General features: G+C 43.3%; 17 protein-coding genes and 2 tRNA genes. 13 read left to right on the plus strand and 6 right to left on the minus strand.

Translation table 11 applies throughout. The annotated features are described in order from the left end of the window. Positions 1-2: 2 nt before the first annotated feature. From L884_RS0120350 to L884_RS0120375, 5 genes are all read right to left on the minus strand, one after another. Positions 3-87: transfer RNA gene (locus L884_RS0120350), tRNA-Leu, on the minus strand. 87 nt (positions 88-174) lie between these two features. Continuing rightward, positions 175-251 (minus strand) — tRNA-Met (locus tag L884_RS0120355). 482 nt (positions 252-733) lie between these two features. Further along, entirely contained in the window at positions 734-1,825 is a 1,092-nt protein-coding gene (ychF, locus tag L884_RS23235; protein ID WP_028769216.1) for a redox-regulated ATPase YchF, read from the minus strand. Between the two features lie 51 nt (positions 1,826-1,876). Further along, positions 1,877-2,461 (minus strand): aminoacyl-tRNA hydrolase, encoded by a 585-nt coding sequence (gene pth / locus L884_RS23240; RefSeq protein ID WP_028769217.1) that lies wholly within the window; start codon positions 2,459-2,461, stop codon positions 1,877-1,879. A 238-nt stretch (positions 2,462-2,699) separates the two neighbouring features. After that, positions 2,700-3,842, minus strand: coding sequence for an FAD-dependent monooxygenase (locus L884_RS0120375; RefSeq protein WP_051435713.1), 1,143 nt, complete (start codon positions 3,840-3,842; stop codon positions 2,700-2,702). Between the two features lie 364 nt (positions 3,843-4,206). On the opposite strand from L884_RS0120375, the gene L884_RS0120380 reads away from it, so the two are divergent. From L884_RS0120380 to L884_RS0120410, 7 genes are all read left to right on the plus strand, one after another. Further along, on the plus strand, positions 4,207-4,521 hold the full coding sequence (locus L884_RS0120380) for a hypothetical protein (protein ID WP_028769219.1): 315 nt from the start codon (positions 4,207-4,209) through the stop codon (positions 4,519-4,521). Between the two features lie 95 nt (positions 4,522-4,616). After that, entirely contained in the window at positions 4,617-6,044 is a 1,428-nt protein-coding gene (gene miaB, locus L884_RS0120385) for a tRNA (N6-isopentenyl adenosine(37)-C2)-methylthiotransferase MiaB (protein ID WP_028769220.1), read from the plus strand. A 160-nt stretch (positions 6,045-6,204) separates the two neighbouring features. Beyond that, positions 6,205-7,245 (plus strand): PhoH family protein, encoded by a 1,041-nt coding sequence (locus tag L884_RS0120390; protein WP_028769221.1) that lies wholly within the window; start codon positions 6,205-6,207, stop codon positions 7,243-7,245. Continuing rightward, positions 7,238-7,708 (plus strand): rRNA maturation RNase YbeY, encoded by a 471-nt coding sequence (gene ybeY, locus L884_RS0120395; RefSeq protein ID WP_028769222.1) that lies wholly within the window; start codon positions 7,238-7,240, stop codon positions 7,706-7,708. Before L884_RS0120390 ends, ybeY begins: the two co-directional genes overlap by 8 nt. Positions 7,709-7,736: 28 nt before the next feature. Then, a complete protein-coding gene (corC, locus tag L884_RS0120400; protein ID WP_028769223.1) occupies positions 7,737-8,618 on the plus strand; it encodes a CNNM family magnesium/cobalt transport protein CorC in 882 nt (293 codons plus the stop codon). A gap of 39 nt (positions 8,619-8,657) precedes the next feature. Further along, positions 8,658-10,235 (plus strand): apolipoprotein N-acyltransferase, encoded by a 1,578-nt coding sequence (gene lnt, locus L884_RS0120405; RefSeq protein ID WP_028769224.1) that lies wholly within the window; start codon positions 8,658-8,660, stop codon positions 10,233-10,235. Then, positions 10,190-10,684, plus strand: a complete 495-nt coding sequence (locus L884_RS0120410; RefSeq protein WP_028769225.1) for a prepilin-type N-terminal cleavage/methylation domain-containing protein — start codon at positions 10,190-10,192, stop codon at positions 10,682-10,684. Before lnt ends, L884_RS0120410 begins: the two co-directional genes overlap by 46 nt. A gap of 84 nt (positions 10,685-10,768) precedes the next feature. On the opposite strand, the gene L884_RS0120415 is transcribed toward L884_RS0120410, so the two are convergent. Beyond that, positions 10,769-11,269: a zinc ribbon-containing protein gene (locus tag L884_RS0120415; protein WP_028769226.1), complete on the minus strand. Its 501-nt coding sequence runs from the start codon at positions 11,267-11,269 to the stop codon at positions 10,769-10,771. A 120-nt stretch (positions 11,270-11,389) separates the two neighbouring features. On the opposite strand from L884_RS0120415, the gene leuS reads away from it, so the two are divergent. From leuS to rlmH, 6 genes are all read left to right on the plus strand, one after another. Continuing rightward, positions 11,390-13,969, plus strand: coding sequence for a leucine--tRNA ligase (gene leuS, locus L884_RS0120420; protein WP_028769227.1), 2,580 nt, complete (start codon positions 11,390-11,392; stop codon positions 13,967-13,969). Between the two features lie 33 nt (positions 13,970-14,002). Then, positions 14,003-14,497 carry an LPS-assembly lipoprotein LptE gene (locus L884_RS0120425; RefSeq protein ID WP_028769228.1) on the plus strand — a complete coding sequence of 165 codons (495 nt, stop codon included), beginning with the start codon at positions 14,003-14,005 and terminating at the stop codon, positions 14,495-14,497. Continuing rightward, positions 14,497-15,528, plus strand: a complete 1,032-nt coding sequence (gene holA, locus L884_RS0120430) for a DNA polymerase III subunit delta (RefSeq protein ID WP_028769229.1) — start codon at positions 14,497-14,499, stop codon at positions 15,526-15,528. The genes L884_RS0120425 and holA overlap by 1 nt, the downstream gene beginning before the upstream one ends. Continuing rightward, a complete protein-coding gene (gene nadD, locus L884_RS0120435; RefSeq protein ID WP_028769230.1) occupies positions 15,528-16,178 on the plus strand; it encodes a nicotinate-nucleotide adenylyltransferase in 651 nt (216 codons plus the stop codon). The genes holA and nadD overlap by 1 nt, the downstream gene beginning before the upstream one ends. A gap of 99 nt (positions 16,179-16,277) precedes the next feature. After that, positions 16,278-16,607: a ribosome silencing factor gene (gene rsfS / locus L884_RS0120440; RefSeq protein ID WP_028769231.1), complete on the plus strand. Its 330-nt coding sequence runs from the start codon at positions 16,278-16,280 to the stop codon at positions 16,605-16,607. After that, positions 16,607-17,077 carry a 23S rRNA (pseudouridine(1915)-N(3))-methyltransferase RlmH gene (gene rlmH / locus L884_RS0120445; RefSeq protein WP_028769232.1) on the plus strand — a complete coding sequence of 157 codons (471 nt, stop codon included), beginning with the start codon at positions 16,607-16,609 and terminating at the stop codon, positions 17,075-17,077. The genes rsfS and rlmH overlap by 1 nt, the downstream gene beginning before the upstream one ends. Positions 17,078-17,095: the final 18 nt, after the last annotated feature.

The following is a 17,095-nucleotide window of genomic DNA, read 5'->3' on the forward strand; positions in this document are numbered from 1 at the left end:
AATGGTACGGGAAGAGAGACTTGAACTCTCACACCTTACGGCACCAGAACCTAAATCTGGCGTGTCTACCAATTCCACCACTCCCGCACTGAACAATCTGTTTTACATCTAGATTAAGATACTCAATTTTATATCCTGAGCAGATTTATCGCTAACTAAGTTAGCTAAAGAAGATGGTAGCAATGGCGGGACTTGAACCTGCGACCCCAGCATTATGAGTGCTGTGCTCTAACCAGCTGAGCTACATTGCCATCTTTCTTTTTCATCCCCCTGTCTGGGGAACGGGGCGTATTATGCTTATTAGGGTTAATCAGGTCAACTGCTTTTTTCTGCAAATTTACCGAAACCGTATTGTTCGGCGATAACTTCACCAAACTGAGCAACAGTCATCCAAAAAAGGGCCATTTTAATGAGGTATTTAGCGTTTTTTACTGTTGAGATTAACTTTAACAGTGATTTTAAACGCTGAAAATAAGCCTCCTTATCTATGGAAAACAACTTTTAAACTGCCATTATATCGTCTTCTATATGATCCTTAGTACGTGTCATCAAGCACTAACGATCATCAATTCACGTTGATGCTGGCTGCAAATGTATCAATTAACTAATACCAATTAGTATAAGTTCGACCTTGCACAACCTTGGTCCAATGATAGCTCGGTAACCAATCTCACTTAATATGACACAAACAAAAACGGCGACTATATTAGTCGCCGTTTCATTTAACGTATCGTTACACGTTAAATAAGAAGTGCATTACATCACCATCTTTAACTGTGTAGGTTTTACCTTCTACACGCAGTTTACCAGCTTCTTTAGCACCGGCTTCACCTTTATAAGTAATGAAGTCTTCATAAGACATAACTTGAGCACGAATAAAGCCACGTTCGAAGTCAGTATGAATAACACCCGCTGCTTGCGGAGCGCTTGCGCCAACACGTACAGTCCAAGCACGCACTTCTTTAACACCTGCGGTGAAATAAGTTTGTAGACTTAATAAGTCATAGCCGGCACGGATTACGCGATCAAGACCCGGCTCTTCTAAACCAAGATCTGCCATGAACTCTTCACGATCTTCGCTATCCATTTCAGCAAGTTCTGATTCAATTGCAGCACATACAGCAACAACAACAGCGTTCTCTTCAGCAGCAATTGCTTTCACTGTGTCTAAATGCGGGTTATTTTCAAAACCGTCTTCAGATACGTTAGCAATATACATTGTTGGCTTAAGAGTTAAGAAATTTAGGTAACCTACTGCAGCTAGCTCTTCTTTAGATAGCTCCATAGAACGCAGCATTTTGCCTTCATCTAACACTGGGCGCATTTTTTCAAGCACGCTAACTTCAAACTTAGCATCAGCATCACCGCCTTTCGCACGCTTAGCTTGACGAGTAATAGCACGCTCACAAGAGTCTAAATCGGCAAGTGCAAGTTCAGTGTTAATCACTTCAATATCACTTGCAGGGCTAACTTTGTTTGCTACGTGAACAATGTTGTCATCTTCAAAACAACGAACAACGTGGCCAATTGCATCAGTTTCACGGATATTAGCTAGGAACTTGTTACCTAAACCTTCACCTTTAGAAGCACCTGCAACAAGACCTGCAATATCAACAAACTCCATTGTTGTCGCCAAAATACGCTCTGGCTTAACAATTTCAGCTAATGCATCTAGACGTGGATCCGGTACAGGAACCACACCAGTATTTGGCTCAATAGTACAGAACGGGAAGTTCGATGCTTCGATACCAGCTTTAGTTAGTGCATTAAAAAGTGTTGATTTACCAACGTTTGGCAGGCCTACGATGCCGCATTTGAAACCCATATTGTTACCTTTATATCAATGAATGACTTGAAGCGAAGCTTCAAGCACTTGTTAAGCTTTAAAAGAATGCAGTCTATGCATCGCCTTTGCCATATCCTGATTGAACAAGACTTCTGTTGAGCGCACGGCTTCATCTACCGCAGCATTCACCAGCTCTTGATCCGTTGGGGAAGCTTTACTTAGTACATAGTTACTCACCAAGCTTTTATCGCCTGGGTGACCAATACCAATACGCAAACGGTAAAAGCCCTTATCATTACCAAGCTTAGCAATGATATCTTTAAGACCGTTGTGACCACCATGGCCACCGCCCAACTTAAACTTTGCCACACCAGGAGCCATATCTAACTCATCGTGTGCAACTAAAATCTCTTCTGGTGCGATGCGAAAAAAGTTCGCTAATGCACCAACCGACTTGCCACTTAAGTTCATAAAAGTAGTCGGAATTAACAGACGTACATCTTTGCCATGCAAGGTCGCTCTTGCGGTCATGCCAAAGTATTTGCTGTCTAATGTTAATGTGGCACCACAGACTCTAGCGAGTTCTTCTACGTACCACGCCCCCGCATTATGGCGAGTTCGTTCATACTGTGCGCCGGGATTTGCAAGCCCAACAATCAGTTTAATATTGCTCATAGTACCCAGTCTGTTATTGCCTAACTTACGTTTTACTGCCAGCTCAGCGCCAAGCAGCAAAATTAAAAACGCGGCATTTTAGCACTCAAATTGCCTGCCAACAAATTATACGCAAATTTATCATTTGCAGCGTCAAACTAGATAGCCAAAACGCATAGACTCATTGCATTCAAACCAACAAAAAAGCTTAAAAAAAACCGAACGCAATGCATTCGGTTTTTAGCTAGTCGCAATCAAATTAAAAGCCCATTGCGTACTTAAGAACTTGCTTCTTAATCGGCGTATCGATATTTGCCAATTTAAGCGCACCGTTACGCAGTAATTTAAGCGGCAAAATATCGTTACTAAAGCTGGCGTAAAACAGATCCATCGTAGACATCATTAGCTGGTTATCGCGATAGCGAGCCTTTTGATACTCGGCCAATACAGCTGTCTTCCACCAGCCATTATCATCTTCAAGATGCTTAGCAATCGTATTGACTAACGCATCAACATCTTTAAAGCCTAAGTTGACTCCCTGCCCTGCTAGTGGGTTGATAGTATGGGCGGCATCACCGAGGATAACTAAATTATCGCGATAATAGGTTTGTGCATGGCGCCTTGTCAGTTTAAAGCTCGCCTTATTAACCACCTTAAACTCTCTATCTAAACGACTTGGAAAGTGCTGATCAATTTGCGCTTGCAACGCTTTATTATTTAATTGAGTCAACTGCGCTATTTTATTCGCATCATCGTACCAAACTAACGATGCATTATTACCCGGCAGCGGTAATAAAGAGCGTGGGCCGCTCGGGGTAAACTGTTGCCAAGTTACGTCTTGCTCAGCGCAGGCTGTTTCAATATTAATCAACATCGCTGACTGAGCATAATCCCAACCACTAATACCAATATTCGCCCACTGACGAACCATAGAATTAGCGCCATCTGCACCAACAAGCAACCGAGTGCTTAATCTCTCTTGGTTGTCTAAAGTGACATAAATGCAGTCTTGTTCGTTCGCTCTTGTTAAAGTGGCAATTTTAGCTGGGCATAATAGGGTAATATTATCCAACTGTTGCATTCGGCCCCACAGTGCCAATTGGATTAAGCGGTTTTCAACAATATGGCCTAAATGCGAGCAACCAATTTGATCACTGTGAAATTGAGTAATGCAGCCTTCAAGCTCCCAAGTCTCTAGTCCTTTATAAGCAACCTTACGTACATCATCAAGACCAGATAAGGCTCCTAAACGTTCAAGTAGTGCTTCTGACGCCGCACTAATAGCAGAGACGCGTAGATCGAGTGCTTGCTCGCTATCATAAGCTTGTGGAGCAAACGCTTCCACAACGACAACCTGTAATCCTAACTGAGCAAGGCCAATTGCTGTCGCCGCACCAACCATGCCACCACCGACTACCACGACATCATATAAGTTGCTATTGGTTCCTGTTTGTTCCACTGCGTTGCATCTCCTGCCACTTGAACGATTCTTCGCCCCAAGTTTACACTGAAATTTCCCTTGAATAATCGCTTTATAAAAGAAAGTTTGTACTATTTGATGTGCAACAACTTATCTATTGCAGGTTTTGTAAATAAACCGCCACTAAATATGTCGATTAATGTCTAAAGCACGCCTTACGTGTACAAATGTGTCTGCAGCCCATTTTCCTCACAACTGCTTACAAAGCAACAGAACAACATTGCAACCGTTACATAAACTCAAGCTATCCAATAATTCAACCCGATGCATAACCAGTGAGGCTGCAATGAAAATACTTACCACAACAGCATTAGTGCTGACATCAGCGCTAACCTTTTCAAGCAACGCAGAACCCGTTAATACTGACATCGAACACATTAACGTGGTTTATCGCACACCTTTTGAGTACTCCCTCTACCTATATACCCAAGATACCCTGCAAGCATTCAGTCAACAACTGCGCGCAGAAATTCCTCTACGAGCCAAACAAAGCAGTCTGCAAATGGCTAAAGCACAAGGCTTTATCATTGATGACGATGAAATTGCGCTGGAGTCAACTAATTCCATACTCAGTACATGGAGATTAAAAGCCGCAGAATAAATTCACTTTATTAACGGCCAAATGCTAGCCACAAGCTAACTTAGGCGTTAAAATGTCGCGCTATTTTTTCGGTGCTTCTAGAGTGATACAGACTGATGAGTAAAAAACTCCATATTAAAACTTGGGGCTGTCAAATGAATGAGTATGACTCTTCAAAGATGGCTGATCTTCTTGACGAATACGAAGGTTACACATTAACAGACGATGCTGAAGAAGCTGATGTGCTGCTGCTAAACACTTGTTCTATTCGTGAAAAAGCACAGGAAAAGGTGTTTCATCAGCTTGGTCGCTGGAAAACATTAAAAGACAAAAAGCCAGAACTTATCATTGGTGTTGGTGGTTGCGTTGCTTCACAAGAAGGTAAAGCAATTAAAGAGCGCGCCCAGTGCGTTGACCTTATTTTTGGCCCACAAACATTACACCGTCTGCCTGAAATGATCGATCAAATCAAAGACGGTAAAAAAGCGGTTATTGATGTTAGCTTTCCTGAAATTGAAAAGTTTGACCGCTTACCAGAGCCTCGCGCTGAAGGGCCAAGTGCTTTCGTATCTATCATGGAAGGCTGCAGTAAATACTGCTCTTTCTGCGTAGTACCATATACACGTGGTGAAGAAGTTAGCCGCCCACTAGATGATATCATCTTAGAAATCGCACAATTAGCAGAACAAGGTGTACGTGAAGTCAACTTGTTAGGCCAAAACGTTAATGCTTATCGTGGTGCAACCCACGATGACGACATTTGTACTTTTGCCGAACTGCTACGCTATGTTGCAGCGATTGATGGTATTGACCGTTTACGCTTTACAACTAGCCACCCAATTGAGTTTACTCAAGATATTATTGATGTGTATGAAGACACGCCTGAACTAGTAAGCTTCTTACACTTACCAGTACAATCTGGCTCAGACTTGATTTTGACACAAATGAAACGTGGCCACATGGCAATCGAGTACAAGTCGATTATTCGCCGTCTACGTAAAGCGCGCCCTGACATTCAAATCAGTTCAGACTTTATCATTGGTTTCCCAGGTGAATCTAAACAAGACTTCGCAGATACCATGAAGCTGATTGAAGACGTTCAGTTTGACCATAGCTTTAGCTTCATCTATAGCGCACGTCCAGGTACGCCAGCAGCAGATCTACCAGATGATGTTAGCCTTGATGAGAAAAAAGAGCGTCTTGCTATCTTACAAGATCGCATTACTCAGCAAGCTATGCGCTATAGCCGCCAAATGCTAGGTACTGTGCAACGTATTTTGGTTGAGGGCCCATCGGTGAAAAATCCTATGGAACTTCGCGGTCGTACAGAAACAAACCGTGTGGTTAACTTTGAAGCTTCACCTGAGCATATCGGCGGTTTTGTTGATGTAGAAATCGTTGACGTTTACACCAATTCGTTACGCGGCGTATTTATCCGCGGTGAGGATGAAATGGACTTACGTCGTGATTTGCGCCCATCAGACATCATGGCTAAATACAAGAAAGATGACGACTTAGGCGTCACCCAGTATAAGCCAGCTTAACCGGGTTGAGTCACGATGTAGAATCACGCTAAAGGCGGCATCCGAAGGTGCCGCTTTTTTCTTCTCTGTTGTGTAAAAATACCATTCGCATTTATTGAGCTTGGCTCGTAAACTAGCAAGTAGATAACAATAACCTGATCTAGAATAATGGAGTGATTTTTTGTCAAATAAATTAACCACGCTCAACCTGTATTTAGAGCCTGCGGACAGCCGCCGATTAGCATCGCTTTGTGGCCCATTTGATGACAATATTAAGCAATTGGAACGCCGCGTGGGTGTCGAAATTAGCTACCGTAATAATCACTTTCAAATTGTAGGTTCACCGAAAAACTGCTTAACCGCCAATAACCTGCTAAAAGATCTTTATATCGAAACTCAGCCTGTAAGAGGTAGCACGCCTGACTTAGAGCCGGATACTGTCCATATGGCGATTCAAGAGGCCGTAGCGCTGGATATGGAAGCGCCACGTGATGAAAGTGAGCTATATATAAAGACCAAGCGTGGTGTAATTAAACCACGTAACCCGAACCAAAGTGACTACGTGCGTAATATTGTCAATCACGATATTACTTTTGGAATTGGGCCTGCTGGTACAGGTAAAACCTACCTTGCAGTAGCAGCCGCGGTTGATGCATTAGAGCGCCAAGAAGTTCGCCGTATTCTATTAACCCGACCAGCTGTTGAAGCTGGCGAGAAACTGGGCTTTCTACCGGGAGATCTGAGCCAGAAGGTAGATCCATATTTACGCCCGCTTTACGACGCCTTATTTGAAATGATGGGCTTTGAAAAAGTTGAGCGTTTAATTGAACGCAACGTTATTGAAGTTGCACCCTTGGCTTATATGCGTGGCCGTACCCTTAATGATGCATTTATTATTCTCGATGAGAGTCAAAACACCACAGTTGAGCAGATGAAAATGTTCCTGACGCGTATTGGTTTTAACTCTCGAGCGGTGATCACTGGTGATATCACCCAAATCGACTTACCAAAGCATCAAAAATCAGGGCTACGCCACTCAATAGAAGTATTAGGTGAAGTCGAAGAAATTAGCTTTAATTTCTTCCAAGCAAAAGATGTTGTGCGTCACCCCGTTGTGGCGCGTATTGTTGAAGCTTATGAAGCATTCGACTTAAAAGCACAATCAGGTAAAGGCAATAAAGATAGCCAATACCAACTACAGGAAACCGTAAATCATGAGTGATAATCAACCGATTATCGATCTCGATGTTCAAATTGCCGTAGAAGGGTTTACACTACCTTCTACGACCGATTTGGAACTTTGGGTAAAAACCGCAATCAGAGATACAATGAACGAGGCTGAATTGACTATTCGTATCGTTGATGTCGAAGAAAGCCAAAGCTTAAATAGTACTTATCGTGGTAAAGACAAGCCAACCAATGTATTGTCTTTCCCGTTTGAAGCACCACCGGGCATTGAACTACCATTATTAGGTGATTTAGTGATTTGCGCGGCGGTTGTTGAGCAAGAAGCAATTGATCAAAATAAACCCCTAATCGCACATTGGGCACACATGGTTGTACATGGTTGCCTCCATCTGCTAGGGTATGATCATATAGAAGACCTCGAGGCTGAAGAGATGGAGTCATTAGAGACTCAACTTATTGAAAGCCTTGGTTATAACAATCCTTATAAGGAGCAATAATTGACTCATTTTGAGTCAGGAAAACACTATGAGTGACGATATCCCACCGAGTACTAACGCCCAAAAGAGGGGCTGGTTAGAGAAAGTAAGTCAGTTGTTCCAGGGCGAACCAAAAAATCGCGAAGACTTGGTTGACGTAATTCACGACGCAGAAATGCGTGAAGTGATTAGCGAAGACACCCGCGAAATGATTAAAGGTGTTTTAGAAGTTTCCGATCTACGTGTACGGGATATTATGATCCCACGTGCGCAGATAGTAGCTATCCAGATTGATAACACTGTAGAAGAAGTTTTATCTACCGTGATCAGTTCGGCACACTCCCGTTTTCCTGTAGTCAATGAAGACAAAGATCATATCGAAGGCATTTTGCTTGCGAAAGACTTGCTTCAGTATGGCTTCAAAAACAATGAAAAGCCGTTTGAGTTACGTCAAGTAATTCGCCCTGCTGTTGTTGTTCCAGAAAGTAAACGTGTTGACGTTCTACTGAAAGAATTCCGCTCTCAACGCTACCATATGGCAATTGTTGTCGATGAATATGGCGGGGTTTCAGGCCTTGTTACGATTGAGGATATCCTTGAAGAGATCGTAGGCGATATTGAAGATGAGTTTGATCACGACTCTGCCGAAGAGACTGAGATCAAGCAAATTGCCAAACAAGTATTCATGGTCAAAGCACTCACTCCAATCGATGACTTTAACGAAGCATTCGGTACTGAGTTTAGTGACGAAGAGTTTGATACGGTTGGCGGCATGGTGTCGCACGCATTTGGTCATTTACCAGAGCGTGATGAGAAAGTCATGATCCAAGATATCGAATTCAAAGTGGTTAATGCTGACACTCGTCGCTTAATCCAACTTAGAGTCAAGTTTCCAGATAACAGCCAAACAAGTGAAGAGCCAGAAGCTTAATCACTAAATAACGTTATCTCGACCCAATGATGAGGCTGTATGCTGAATAAACTTCGGGCATTAGCCCATCATCCGCGTTCGAAAATGGTGCTAGCCTATTTGGCTGGCGCCACTACAGCGCTCTCTTTTGCTCCCTACTCTATCTGGCCACTGTATCTAGTTGCCATGGCTTTTGTGGTTCATCAAAGTGCAGACTTAACCGCAAAACAAGCATTCCGCTATTGGCTAAGCTTTGGCTTCGGTTGCTTTTCTGTCGGTATAAGTTGGGTACATGTCAGCATGGATGTGTACGGTGGTATGCCACTTATCGCATCAATGGCATTAATGGCGCTGCTTGCCTTGTATCTTGCTCTTTACCCTGCTCTTGCGGGTTGTTTGCTACAGAAGTTAACCCCCAACACATCACTATTACGCAATTTATTACTGTTTCCAGCACTGTGGACCACTACAGAATGGATGCGAGGTTGGATATTAACTGGCTTTCCTTGGTTATGGGCGGGATACAGTCAAACTGAAGGACCGCTTAGACCTATCGCTTCAATGTTTGGTACCTTAGGCTTAAGCTTTATTGTCGCGATGCTTGCCGGTGCTATTGCGTTATTAGCAGTTAAACGCTGGCAAAGTTTTGTCATCGCTGTGCCGGCACTTGCTGCACTAACGTTTATCGCACCAATGACCTCACAAGTTCAACCTAATGGTGAAACAATCAAAGTCGCATTAGTGCAAGGCAATATCCCGCAGAGCATGAAGTGGGAGCCTGATGCCTTATGGCCAACCATGCTCAAATACATGGATCTATCACGGCCTCAACTGCAAGATACTGACCTGATTATTTGGCCTGAAGCTGCCATTCCAGCTCCCGAATATATGGTGAAGGATTTTCTCTACAACGCGAATAAAGTGGCCAATCTAAACGATACCGCCATTATTACCGGTATTATTAGCAACCATGGTGATGCCTTCTACAACTCACTTATCGTACTGGGCAATTATCATCATAAACAGCAAAGCGAGCCTGATTACCTAGGCGATGGTAACAATGAATTCAAAAAGCACCACTTACTGCCGATTGGTGAGTTTGTGCCGTTAGAATCATTGTTGCGACCATTAGCGCCATTTTTCAACTTACCTATGTCCTCATTTAACCGCGGTGAGTTCACTCAAGCCAATTTAAACGCCGTTGGCCACCAGCTATCACCTGCTATTTGTTATGAAATTGCCTTTCCAGAACAATTACGCGCCAATATGAACGATAATACTGATCTGTTAATGACAGTGTCTAATGATGCATGGTTTGGTACGTCAAATGGCCCATTGCAACATATGGAAATAGCCCAAATGCGCTCAGTAGAGCTAGGTCGACCGCTGGTTCGTGCAACCAATAATGGTGTCACCGCAGTAGTTGATGAGCAAGGTAATATCACCAAGCAGCTACCACAATTTGAAGCAGGTGTTTTAGTCGCCGACATTAAGCTAATGAAAGGACATACCTTTTTTACTACCTTTGGGCAGTGGCCAGTACTTATTTTAAGCTTTATAATCGCGGGCCTAGCAGTAATCAGGAACAAGTTTTGCAACATTCAAACAGGCAGAAAGGATTCACACTCATTGAGTTAGTGGTGGTGATTATCATTGTTGCTGTTTTGGCCGTGGCTGCTGCGCCAAAATTTATCAACTTATCGAGTGACGCCAAAAGTGAAGTCATTGAACAAATTCAGGCTAGTGCCAAAACCGCAAATAAATTGGTATACGCTAAAACACAAATGCCGAGCCTAAGTAAGCGGCCTCATGGCAGCCGCGACGATATTACCGATATCGATATTAACGGTGACGGTAATTACAATACGCGTTTGATATATGGCTATTTAGACAATGAAGATTTAGTCGAATGGCTGGAGTTAGACGATGTGTTTGCGGTACAAGAGCAAGGCCGTGGTGAGCTTTATATTGGCTATGACAGCAATGATAACGGCGCTGTCATCGATGATCTTTGTTACTTTAAATATGTTCAAGCGGCCAGTGCTAATAGCCAACCTTTATATTCCACTGAAAATACTGGATGTTAAACAAAAACTTACAGCCGTTACGCTTTAAATAACGGCTGTTTTACCATGCAGCTCTACTACCATTTTGCCTTTTACTTCAATCAACTATGGCGCTAATGCTTCGCGGGTAAATTCATTGTTATCGCATTCAGTGCAATCAGACAATGTCCCCGGAAATTCAATTTTAGACTCATGACCACAGGCCGTGCACACCATAGTCCCCTGTCCAACTATCTCACCACTCTCATAATAACCATGATGTTTAAAGTCTTGGGCAACCTCATGCCACTCCACTTGGCTACGATCTGTTATTTCACTTAGCCAATGCCATAACGTGTTTTCCATAGTGATCATAGTTGGGCTATGACTCAAATCGGAGGCATTTTGCTCTTGTAAGAAACTGGCGATGTCACGTTTTAAAAATTGTTCCACTAAAGCAAGCTCTTCTTCCTTCGCTTGCTGCTTTAACGCTAAATATTGTCTACTCGCCTGCACTTGATTGTACAAACTCTTTACAGTCAATGAGTTATCATCTCTATATTGAGTTTTTATATGCTCAATAAGGGCTTCGTAAAGCGAAAGTAGCGCGGTACTTTGGTCACTCATGGTAAATACTCCTTCAACGAACCTTTTTAATGACTCACTTCTAGTTTATTCTATGTCGATATAACTCGCGCTGTTATAGCGCTAGATCAAACAATAGGCGGCATGGCCGGAAATAGATTGATGCAAGAGCAATATACTCCTTCAGAAATTGAAGCTAAAGTGCAACAGCACTGGCAAGACACCAAAACATTTGAAGTTACCGAAGACGCAAACAAAGAAAAGTACTACTGCCTTTCTATGTTCCCGTATCCATCAGGCCGACTGCACATGGGTCACGTACGTAACTACACCATAGGCGATGTTGTGTCTCGTTACCAACGTTTGCAAGGTAAAAACGTGCTGCAACCTATCGGTTGGGACTCTTTCGGTCTGCCTGCTGAAAACGCTGCAATCAAAAACAAGACTGCACCTGCGCCATGGACTTACGAAAACATCGACTACATGAAGAACCAGCTAAAAATGCTAGGTTTCGGTTATGACTGGTCGCGCGAAATCGCAACTTGTACTCCAGAATACTATCGCTGGGAACAGTGGTTTTTCACTAAGCTTTATGAAAAAGGCCTAGTGTACAAGAAAACCTCTTCAGTGAACTGGTGTCCTAACGATGAAACAGTACTTGCTAACGAGCAGGTTATTGACGGCTGCTGCTGGCGCTGTGACACAACTGTTGAACAAAAAGAGATCCCACAGTGGTTCATTAAAATCACTGATTACGCTGAAGAGCTACTAAACGACATCGACAAGTTAGAAGAGTGGCCTGAGCAAGTTAAGACCATGCAACGTAACTGGATCGGTCGTAGCGAAGGTATCGAAATGACGTTCCAGGTAGCTGGTAGCGATCAAAGCTTTGATATCTACACAACTCGTCCAGATACTGTTATGGGCGTGACTTATGTTGCTATTGCAGCAGCTCATCCATTGGCTGAGCAAGCTGCTGCTAACAATCCAGCTCTTGTTGAGTTTATTGAAGAATGTAAAAACGCTGACACCACTGAAGCCGCTATGGCTGCTATGGAGAAAAAAGGCGTTGCTACAGGCTTAAATGCTATTCACCCAATTACAGGTAAAGAAGTACCTATCTGGGTTGGTAACTTCGTACTAATGAACTACGGTACTGGCGCGGTAATGTCTGTTCCAGCTCATGACCAACGTGACTACGAGTTCGCTAAAAAGTACGGTCTAAACATCGAAGCGGTTGTTAAGCCTGTTGATGGTGATGTTGATATCAGCGAAGAAGCATACACTGAAAAAGGCGTGCTATTTAACTCTGGAGAGTTTGACGGTTTAGACTTCCAAGCAGCATTTGATGCAATCGATGCCAAACTAACAGCAGAAGGTAAAGGTAAGCGCCAAGTTAACTTCCGTTTACGTGACTGGGGTGTTTCTCGTCAACGTTACTGGGGTGCACCTATCCCAATGGTAACGCTGGCTGATGGCACTGTAATGCCAACACCAGAAGACCAATTACCTGTTATTCTGCCTGAAGATGTGGTTATGGATGGTATCCAAAGCCCTATCAAGTCTGATAAAGAGTGGGCTAAGACCACAGTTAACGGTCAAGAAGCATTCCGCGAAACAGATACTTTCGATACCTTTATGGAATCTTCTTGGTACTACGCGCGTTACTGTAGCCCTGATGCAGATCAAATGCTTGATCCAGCAAAAGCAAACTACTGGTTACCAGTTGATCAGTACATTGGTGGTATCGAGCATGCTTGTATGCACCTATTGTACTTCCGCTTCTTCCACAAGTTACTGCGTGACACAGGCCTAGTGAACTCAGATGAGCCAGCTAAACGTCTGCTGACTCAAGGTATGGTATTGGCTGATGCTTATTACTACACCAATGAGAAAGGTGCACGTATTTGGGTTGCTCCAAATGATGTCACTGTACTTGAAACTGATGCTAAAGGTCGCACAGTTAAAGCTGTAGATAGCGAAGGCCATGAACTGGTTTATACCGGTATGAGCAAGATGTCGAAGTCTAAGAACAACGGTATCGACCCACAAGAGATGGTTGATAAGTACGGCGCTGATACAGTACGTCTATTTATGATGTTTGCTGCACCACCAGAGTTAACCCTTGAGTGGCAAGAGTCGAGCGTTGAAGGTGCGCATCGCTTTATTAAGCGTTTGTGGAAAACTGCACATGACCATATTGCAACAGGTCCAACAGCAGAGCTTGATGTAAAATCACTTAACGCAGCTCAGAAAGAGCTACGCCGCGAGCTACACAAGACCATTGCTAAAGTGGGTGATGATATTGAGCGTCGTCAGATGTTCAACACTGCAATCGCGTCAATCATGGAGTTGATGAATCGTCTGCAGAAAGCACCAACGGAAACAGATCAAGATAAAGCGTTAATGCAAGAAGCGTTAAACGCAGTAATTCGTTTACTTTACCCAATCATTCCGCACACATGTTTTGTGCTTTGGAATGAGCTAGGTAACCAAGGCGCAATCGAAGATGTGCTTTGGCCTGAAGTAGATGAATCAGCCTTGGTTGAAGATAGTAAGCTAATCATCGTTCAAGTTAACGGCAAGCTACGCGCTAAAATCACTGTTGCTGCAGATGCAAGCAAAGAAGAGGTTGAAGCTGCTGGTATGGCTGAAGACGGCGTGATCAAACACACCGAAGGTAAAGAAGTTCGTAAAGTTATCTACGTACCGGGCAAACTGCTCAATATCGTTGCTAACTAATCCTTTTTATACAAGGAAGACAATATAAAGCCTATGCTAATTAAACGCATATTTTTAGCAACCTTAGCACTGAGCGTTTTGCTCAGTGCTGGTTGCGGCTTTAGGTTACAAGGTAGCTACTCAATCCCTGAGCAGCTACAAACCCTAAGCCTTAGTAGCCAAGACGAATATAGCGAGCTGACACGTTTAGTCCGTGAAAGACTTCGTCTAAACAGTATTGCAGTCGTTTCCCCTAATGACGACATTCCAGCACTACGTATCATTAATGATTCGCTTGACCGCTCAACGCTATCTATCTACCCAACCGGTAACGTGGCGGAATATGAGCTTATTTACCAAGTAAACTTTGCGCTGCAACTTCCCGAAGCCGAGTCACAACGGTTTGATGTCGCTATCCACCGTGACTACCTTGATGATCCTCGTACAGCATTAGCAAAGAGTCGCGAAATGGAACTGTTGCTAAAAGAGATGCGCATTCAAGCAGCAGACAGAATTATTCAAACACTGGCGGCAGCAGAGGTTAATTAATGCGGGTCTACCCAGATCAGCTAGTGCGCCAACTTTCTCCTTTACCTCAGTGTTGCCTTATTTTCGGCGATGACCCTTGGTTATGCGAGCAAAGCCGTGCAGCACTGCATGCAGAAGCCAAACGCCAAGGGTTTGAAGAGAAGATCCAGTTAAGCCAAGAAACTGGTTTCAGCTGGAACGAACTTTATGAGCAATGGCAAGCAATGAGCTTGTTTTCAAGCCGGCGTATTATTGAGCTTACGTTACCACAAGCAAAACCCGGTACTGATGGCAGCGCCATGCTGCAATCGTTAATGCAGATGGATAATCCTGATGTATTATTGATTTTGTCAGGTCCAAAGCTCGCGAGTGAACAAACCAAAAGCAAATGGTTTAAAAGCTTAGATGCTAAGGGAATATATGTTCCTTGTGCCACACCTGAAGGCGCACAGTTTCAACGCTGGTTAGATGGCCGCATCAATCACTATGGTTTAACTGTAGGACGTGATGCTCGAGAAATGCTGTTTGCTTTGTATGAAGGTAATCTACTCGCTGCCGATCAAGCATTACAACTGTTACAGCTCTTAAGTCCAAATGATGCCATTAGTTGCCAACAGTTAGAGCAGTACTTTGAAGATCAATCGCGTTTTAGCGTATTTCAACTGACTGATGCCATGCTCAATAATCAGCAAGATAAAGCGCAACATATCCTGTCACAACTAAAAAGTGAGGGGGTCGCTATGCCTATTATCTTATGGTCGCTATTTAAAGAGCTTGGGGTATTAATGCAGTTAAAGTCAGCACAAAACAACCGTCAGCCAATACAAGGGCTGTGGAGTAAGCTGCGTATTTGGGATAAGCGTAAGCCTATCTATCAAACTGCACTAAATCGACTTGAACTTGAACATATTGAAAGTCTACTGGCAGCGTCCTCAGCTATCGAGCTTAAACTTAAACAACAGGGCATTGAAGATTGGACTGGCCTAAGCCATGTTAGCTTGCTATTTGATCCCAAGGCTCACCGCAAACTTAGCCACATTGAATTAACCTGATGAAAATCGGTATTTTAGGTGGCACCTTTGACCCAATACACTTTGGTCATATTAGTCCGGCGCTAGAAGTTAAACAGCAACTAGCGCTGGATGAAGTTTGGCTGATGCCAAATCATATTCCGCCCCATAAACAAGGAACCCACGTCAGCACTCAAGATAGATTGGCGATGGCACAGCTCATTTGTGATGAATTGGCGGGTTTCAAAGTGTGCGATATCGAAGCCAAACGACAGACACCTTCTTATACAGCAAAAACCCTTAGCCAATTAAATCAGCTTTTTCCTGAGTATGAATTTTATTTCATCATGGGTATGGACTCATTTCTGAGCTTGAATAAATGGTATCAATGGCAACAACTATTTAGCCTTTGTCATATCGCTGTGTGCAAACGTCCTGGCTGGCAATTGACTGACCAAGAACCGATCCAAGCACTACTAAAACATCATTTGCATAATAGTGATAAGCCAAGCACAGCAGGGACTGGCGAGATTTTCTTACTCGATGTTACCCAGCAAGATATCTCTTCTACCGCAATACGCCAACAGCTGCAGCAGGGTAATATTCCGACAACGACCATGCCCAAATCGATACAAGAGTACATCCAACAACACCAGCTTTACCAGGCGCCCTCATCTACCCAAAGCAAATAAACCCCACTAAAAACGCAGATATTTATATTCAGAACTATTAATCTAGATCTGAAATACTGCTATACTATCGCGCTGTTTTAAAATTAATGGGGTACCAGCGTGGAAAGCGCAGAGTTAAAGCAATTTGTAATTGATAAGGTTGAAGACCTTAAAGCAAAAGACGTCGTTGTAATGGACGTATCTGAGAAATCAAATATCGCCGATTTTATGGTGGTATGTACCGGTAACTCAAAAACACACGTAAAAGCAATCGCTGAAAATCTAGTGGTTGAAGCTAAACGTGCCAACATCACGATTCTAGGTGTTGAAGGTCGCGAAAGCAGCGAATGGGTACTTGTTGACCTAGGCGATGTGATTATGCACGTAATGCAAGATCAAACTCGTGACTTCTACCAGCTTGAAAAGCTGTGGTCAGAAAAGCCTGAATAATGAAAATTCAGTTAGTCGCAGTTGGAACCCGCATGCCAGATTGGGTTGAAACTGGTTTCAAAGAATATCAGCGCCGCTTTCCTCGAGATATGGCGCTGGAGTTAGTTGAAATCCCCGCTGGCAAACGTGGTAAAAATGCCGATATAGCTCGCATTCTGCAAAAAGAGGGCGAGTTAATGTTGGCAGCGATCCCAAAAGGGAATCACATCGTTAGTCTAGATCTACCCGGAAAAAACCTCACTACTCCGCAATTAGCAGAACAAATGAATAAGTGGCTACTTGATGGCCGTGATGTTAGTTTGTTAATTGGTGGCCCTGAAGGTTTATCACCGGAATGCAAACAAGCCGCAGCTCAAAGTTGGTGCTTATCTGCATTAACCCTGCCTCATCCTTTGGTACGTGTGATTGTTGCTGAAAGCCTATATCGTGGCTGGAGCATCAATAACAATCATCCATACCATAGAGAATAATATCGATATCATTAGAAA

The sequence above is a fragment of the Shewanella fidelis ATCC BAA-318 genome (genome assembly GCF_000518605.1).
Taxonomy (GTDB): domain Bacteria; phylum Pseudomonadota; class Gammaproteobacteria; order Enterobacterales; family Shewanellaceae; genus Shewanella; species Shewanella fidelis.

Bases quoted from the DNA above. Each gene is read 5' to 3' on its own strand.
- ychF (WP_028769216.1), bottom strand. From the start codon at position 1,825: ATGGGTTTCAAATGCGGCATCGTAGGCCTGCCAAACGTTGGTAAATCA.
- pth (WP_028769217.1), bottom strand. From the start codon at position 2,461: ATGAGCAATATTAAACTGATTGTTGGGCTTGCAAATCCCGGCGCACAG.
- L884_RS0120375 (WP_051435713.1), bottom strand. From the start codon at position 3,842: ATGGTTGGTGCGGCGACAGCAATTGGCCTTGCTCAGTTAGGATTACAG.
- L884_RS0120380 (WP_028769219.1), top strand. From the start codon at position 4,207: ATGAAAATACTTACCACAACAGCATTAGTGCTGACATCAGCGCTAACC.
- miaB (WP_028769220.1), top strand. From the start codon at position 4,617: ATGAGTAAAAAACTCCATATTAAAACTTGGGGCTGTCAAATGAATGAG.
- ybeY (WP_028769222.1), top strand. From the start codon at position 7,238: ATGAGTGATAATCAACCGATTATCGATCTCGATGTTCAAATTGCCGTA.
- corC (WP_028769223.1), top strand. From the start codon at position 7,737: ATGAGTGACGATATCCCACCGAGTACTAACGCCCAAAAGAGGGGCTGG.
- lnt (WP_028769224.1), top strand. From the start codon at position 8,658: ATGCTGAATAAACTTCGGGCATTAGCCCATCATCCGCGTTCGAAAATG.
- L884_RS0120415 (WP_028769226.1), bottom strand. From the start codon at position 11,269: ATGAGTGACCAAAGTACCGCGCTACTTTCGCTTTACGAAGCCCTTATT.
- leuS (WP_028769227.1), top strand. From the start codon at position 11,390: ATGCAAGAGCAATATACTCCTTCAGAAATTGAAGCTAAAGTGCAACAG.
- L884_RS0120425 (WP_028769228.1), top strand. From the start codon at position 14,003: ATGCTAATTAAACGCATATTTTTAGCAACCTTAGCACTGAGCGTTTTG.
- holA (WP_028769229.1), top strand. From the start codon at position 14,497: ATGCGGGTCTACCCAGATCAGCTAGTGCGCCAACTTTCTCCTTTACCT.
- nadD (WP_028769230.1), top strand. From the start codon at position 15,528: ATGAAAATCGGTATTTTAGGTGGCACCTTTGACCCAATACACTTTGGT.
- rlmH (WP_028769232.1), top strand. From the start codon at position 16,607: ATGAAAATTCAGTTAGTCGCAGTTGGAACCCGCATGCCAGATTGGGTT.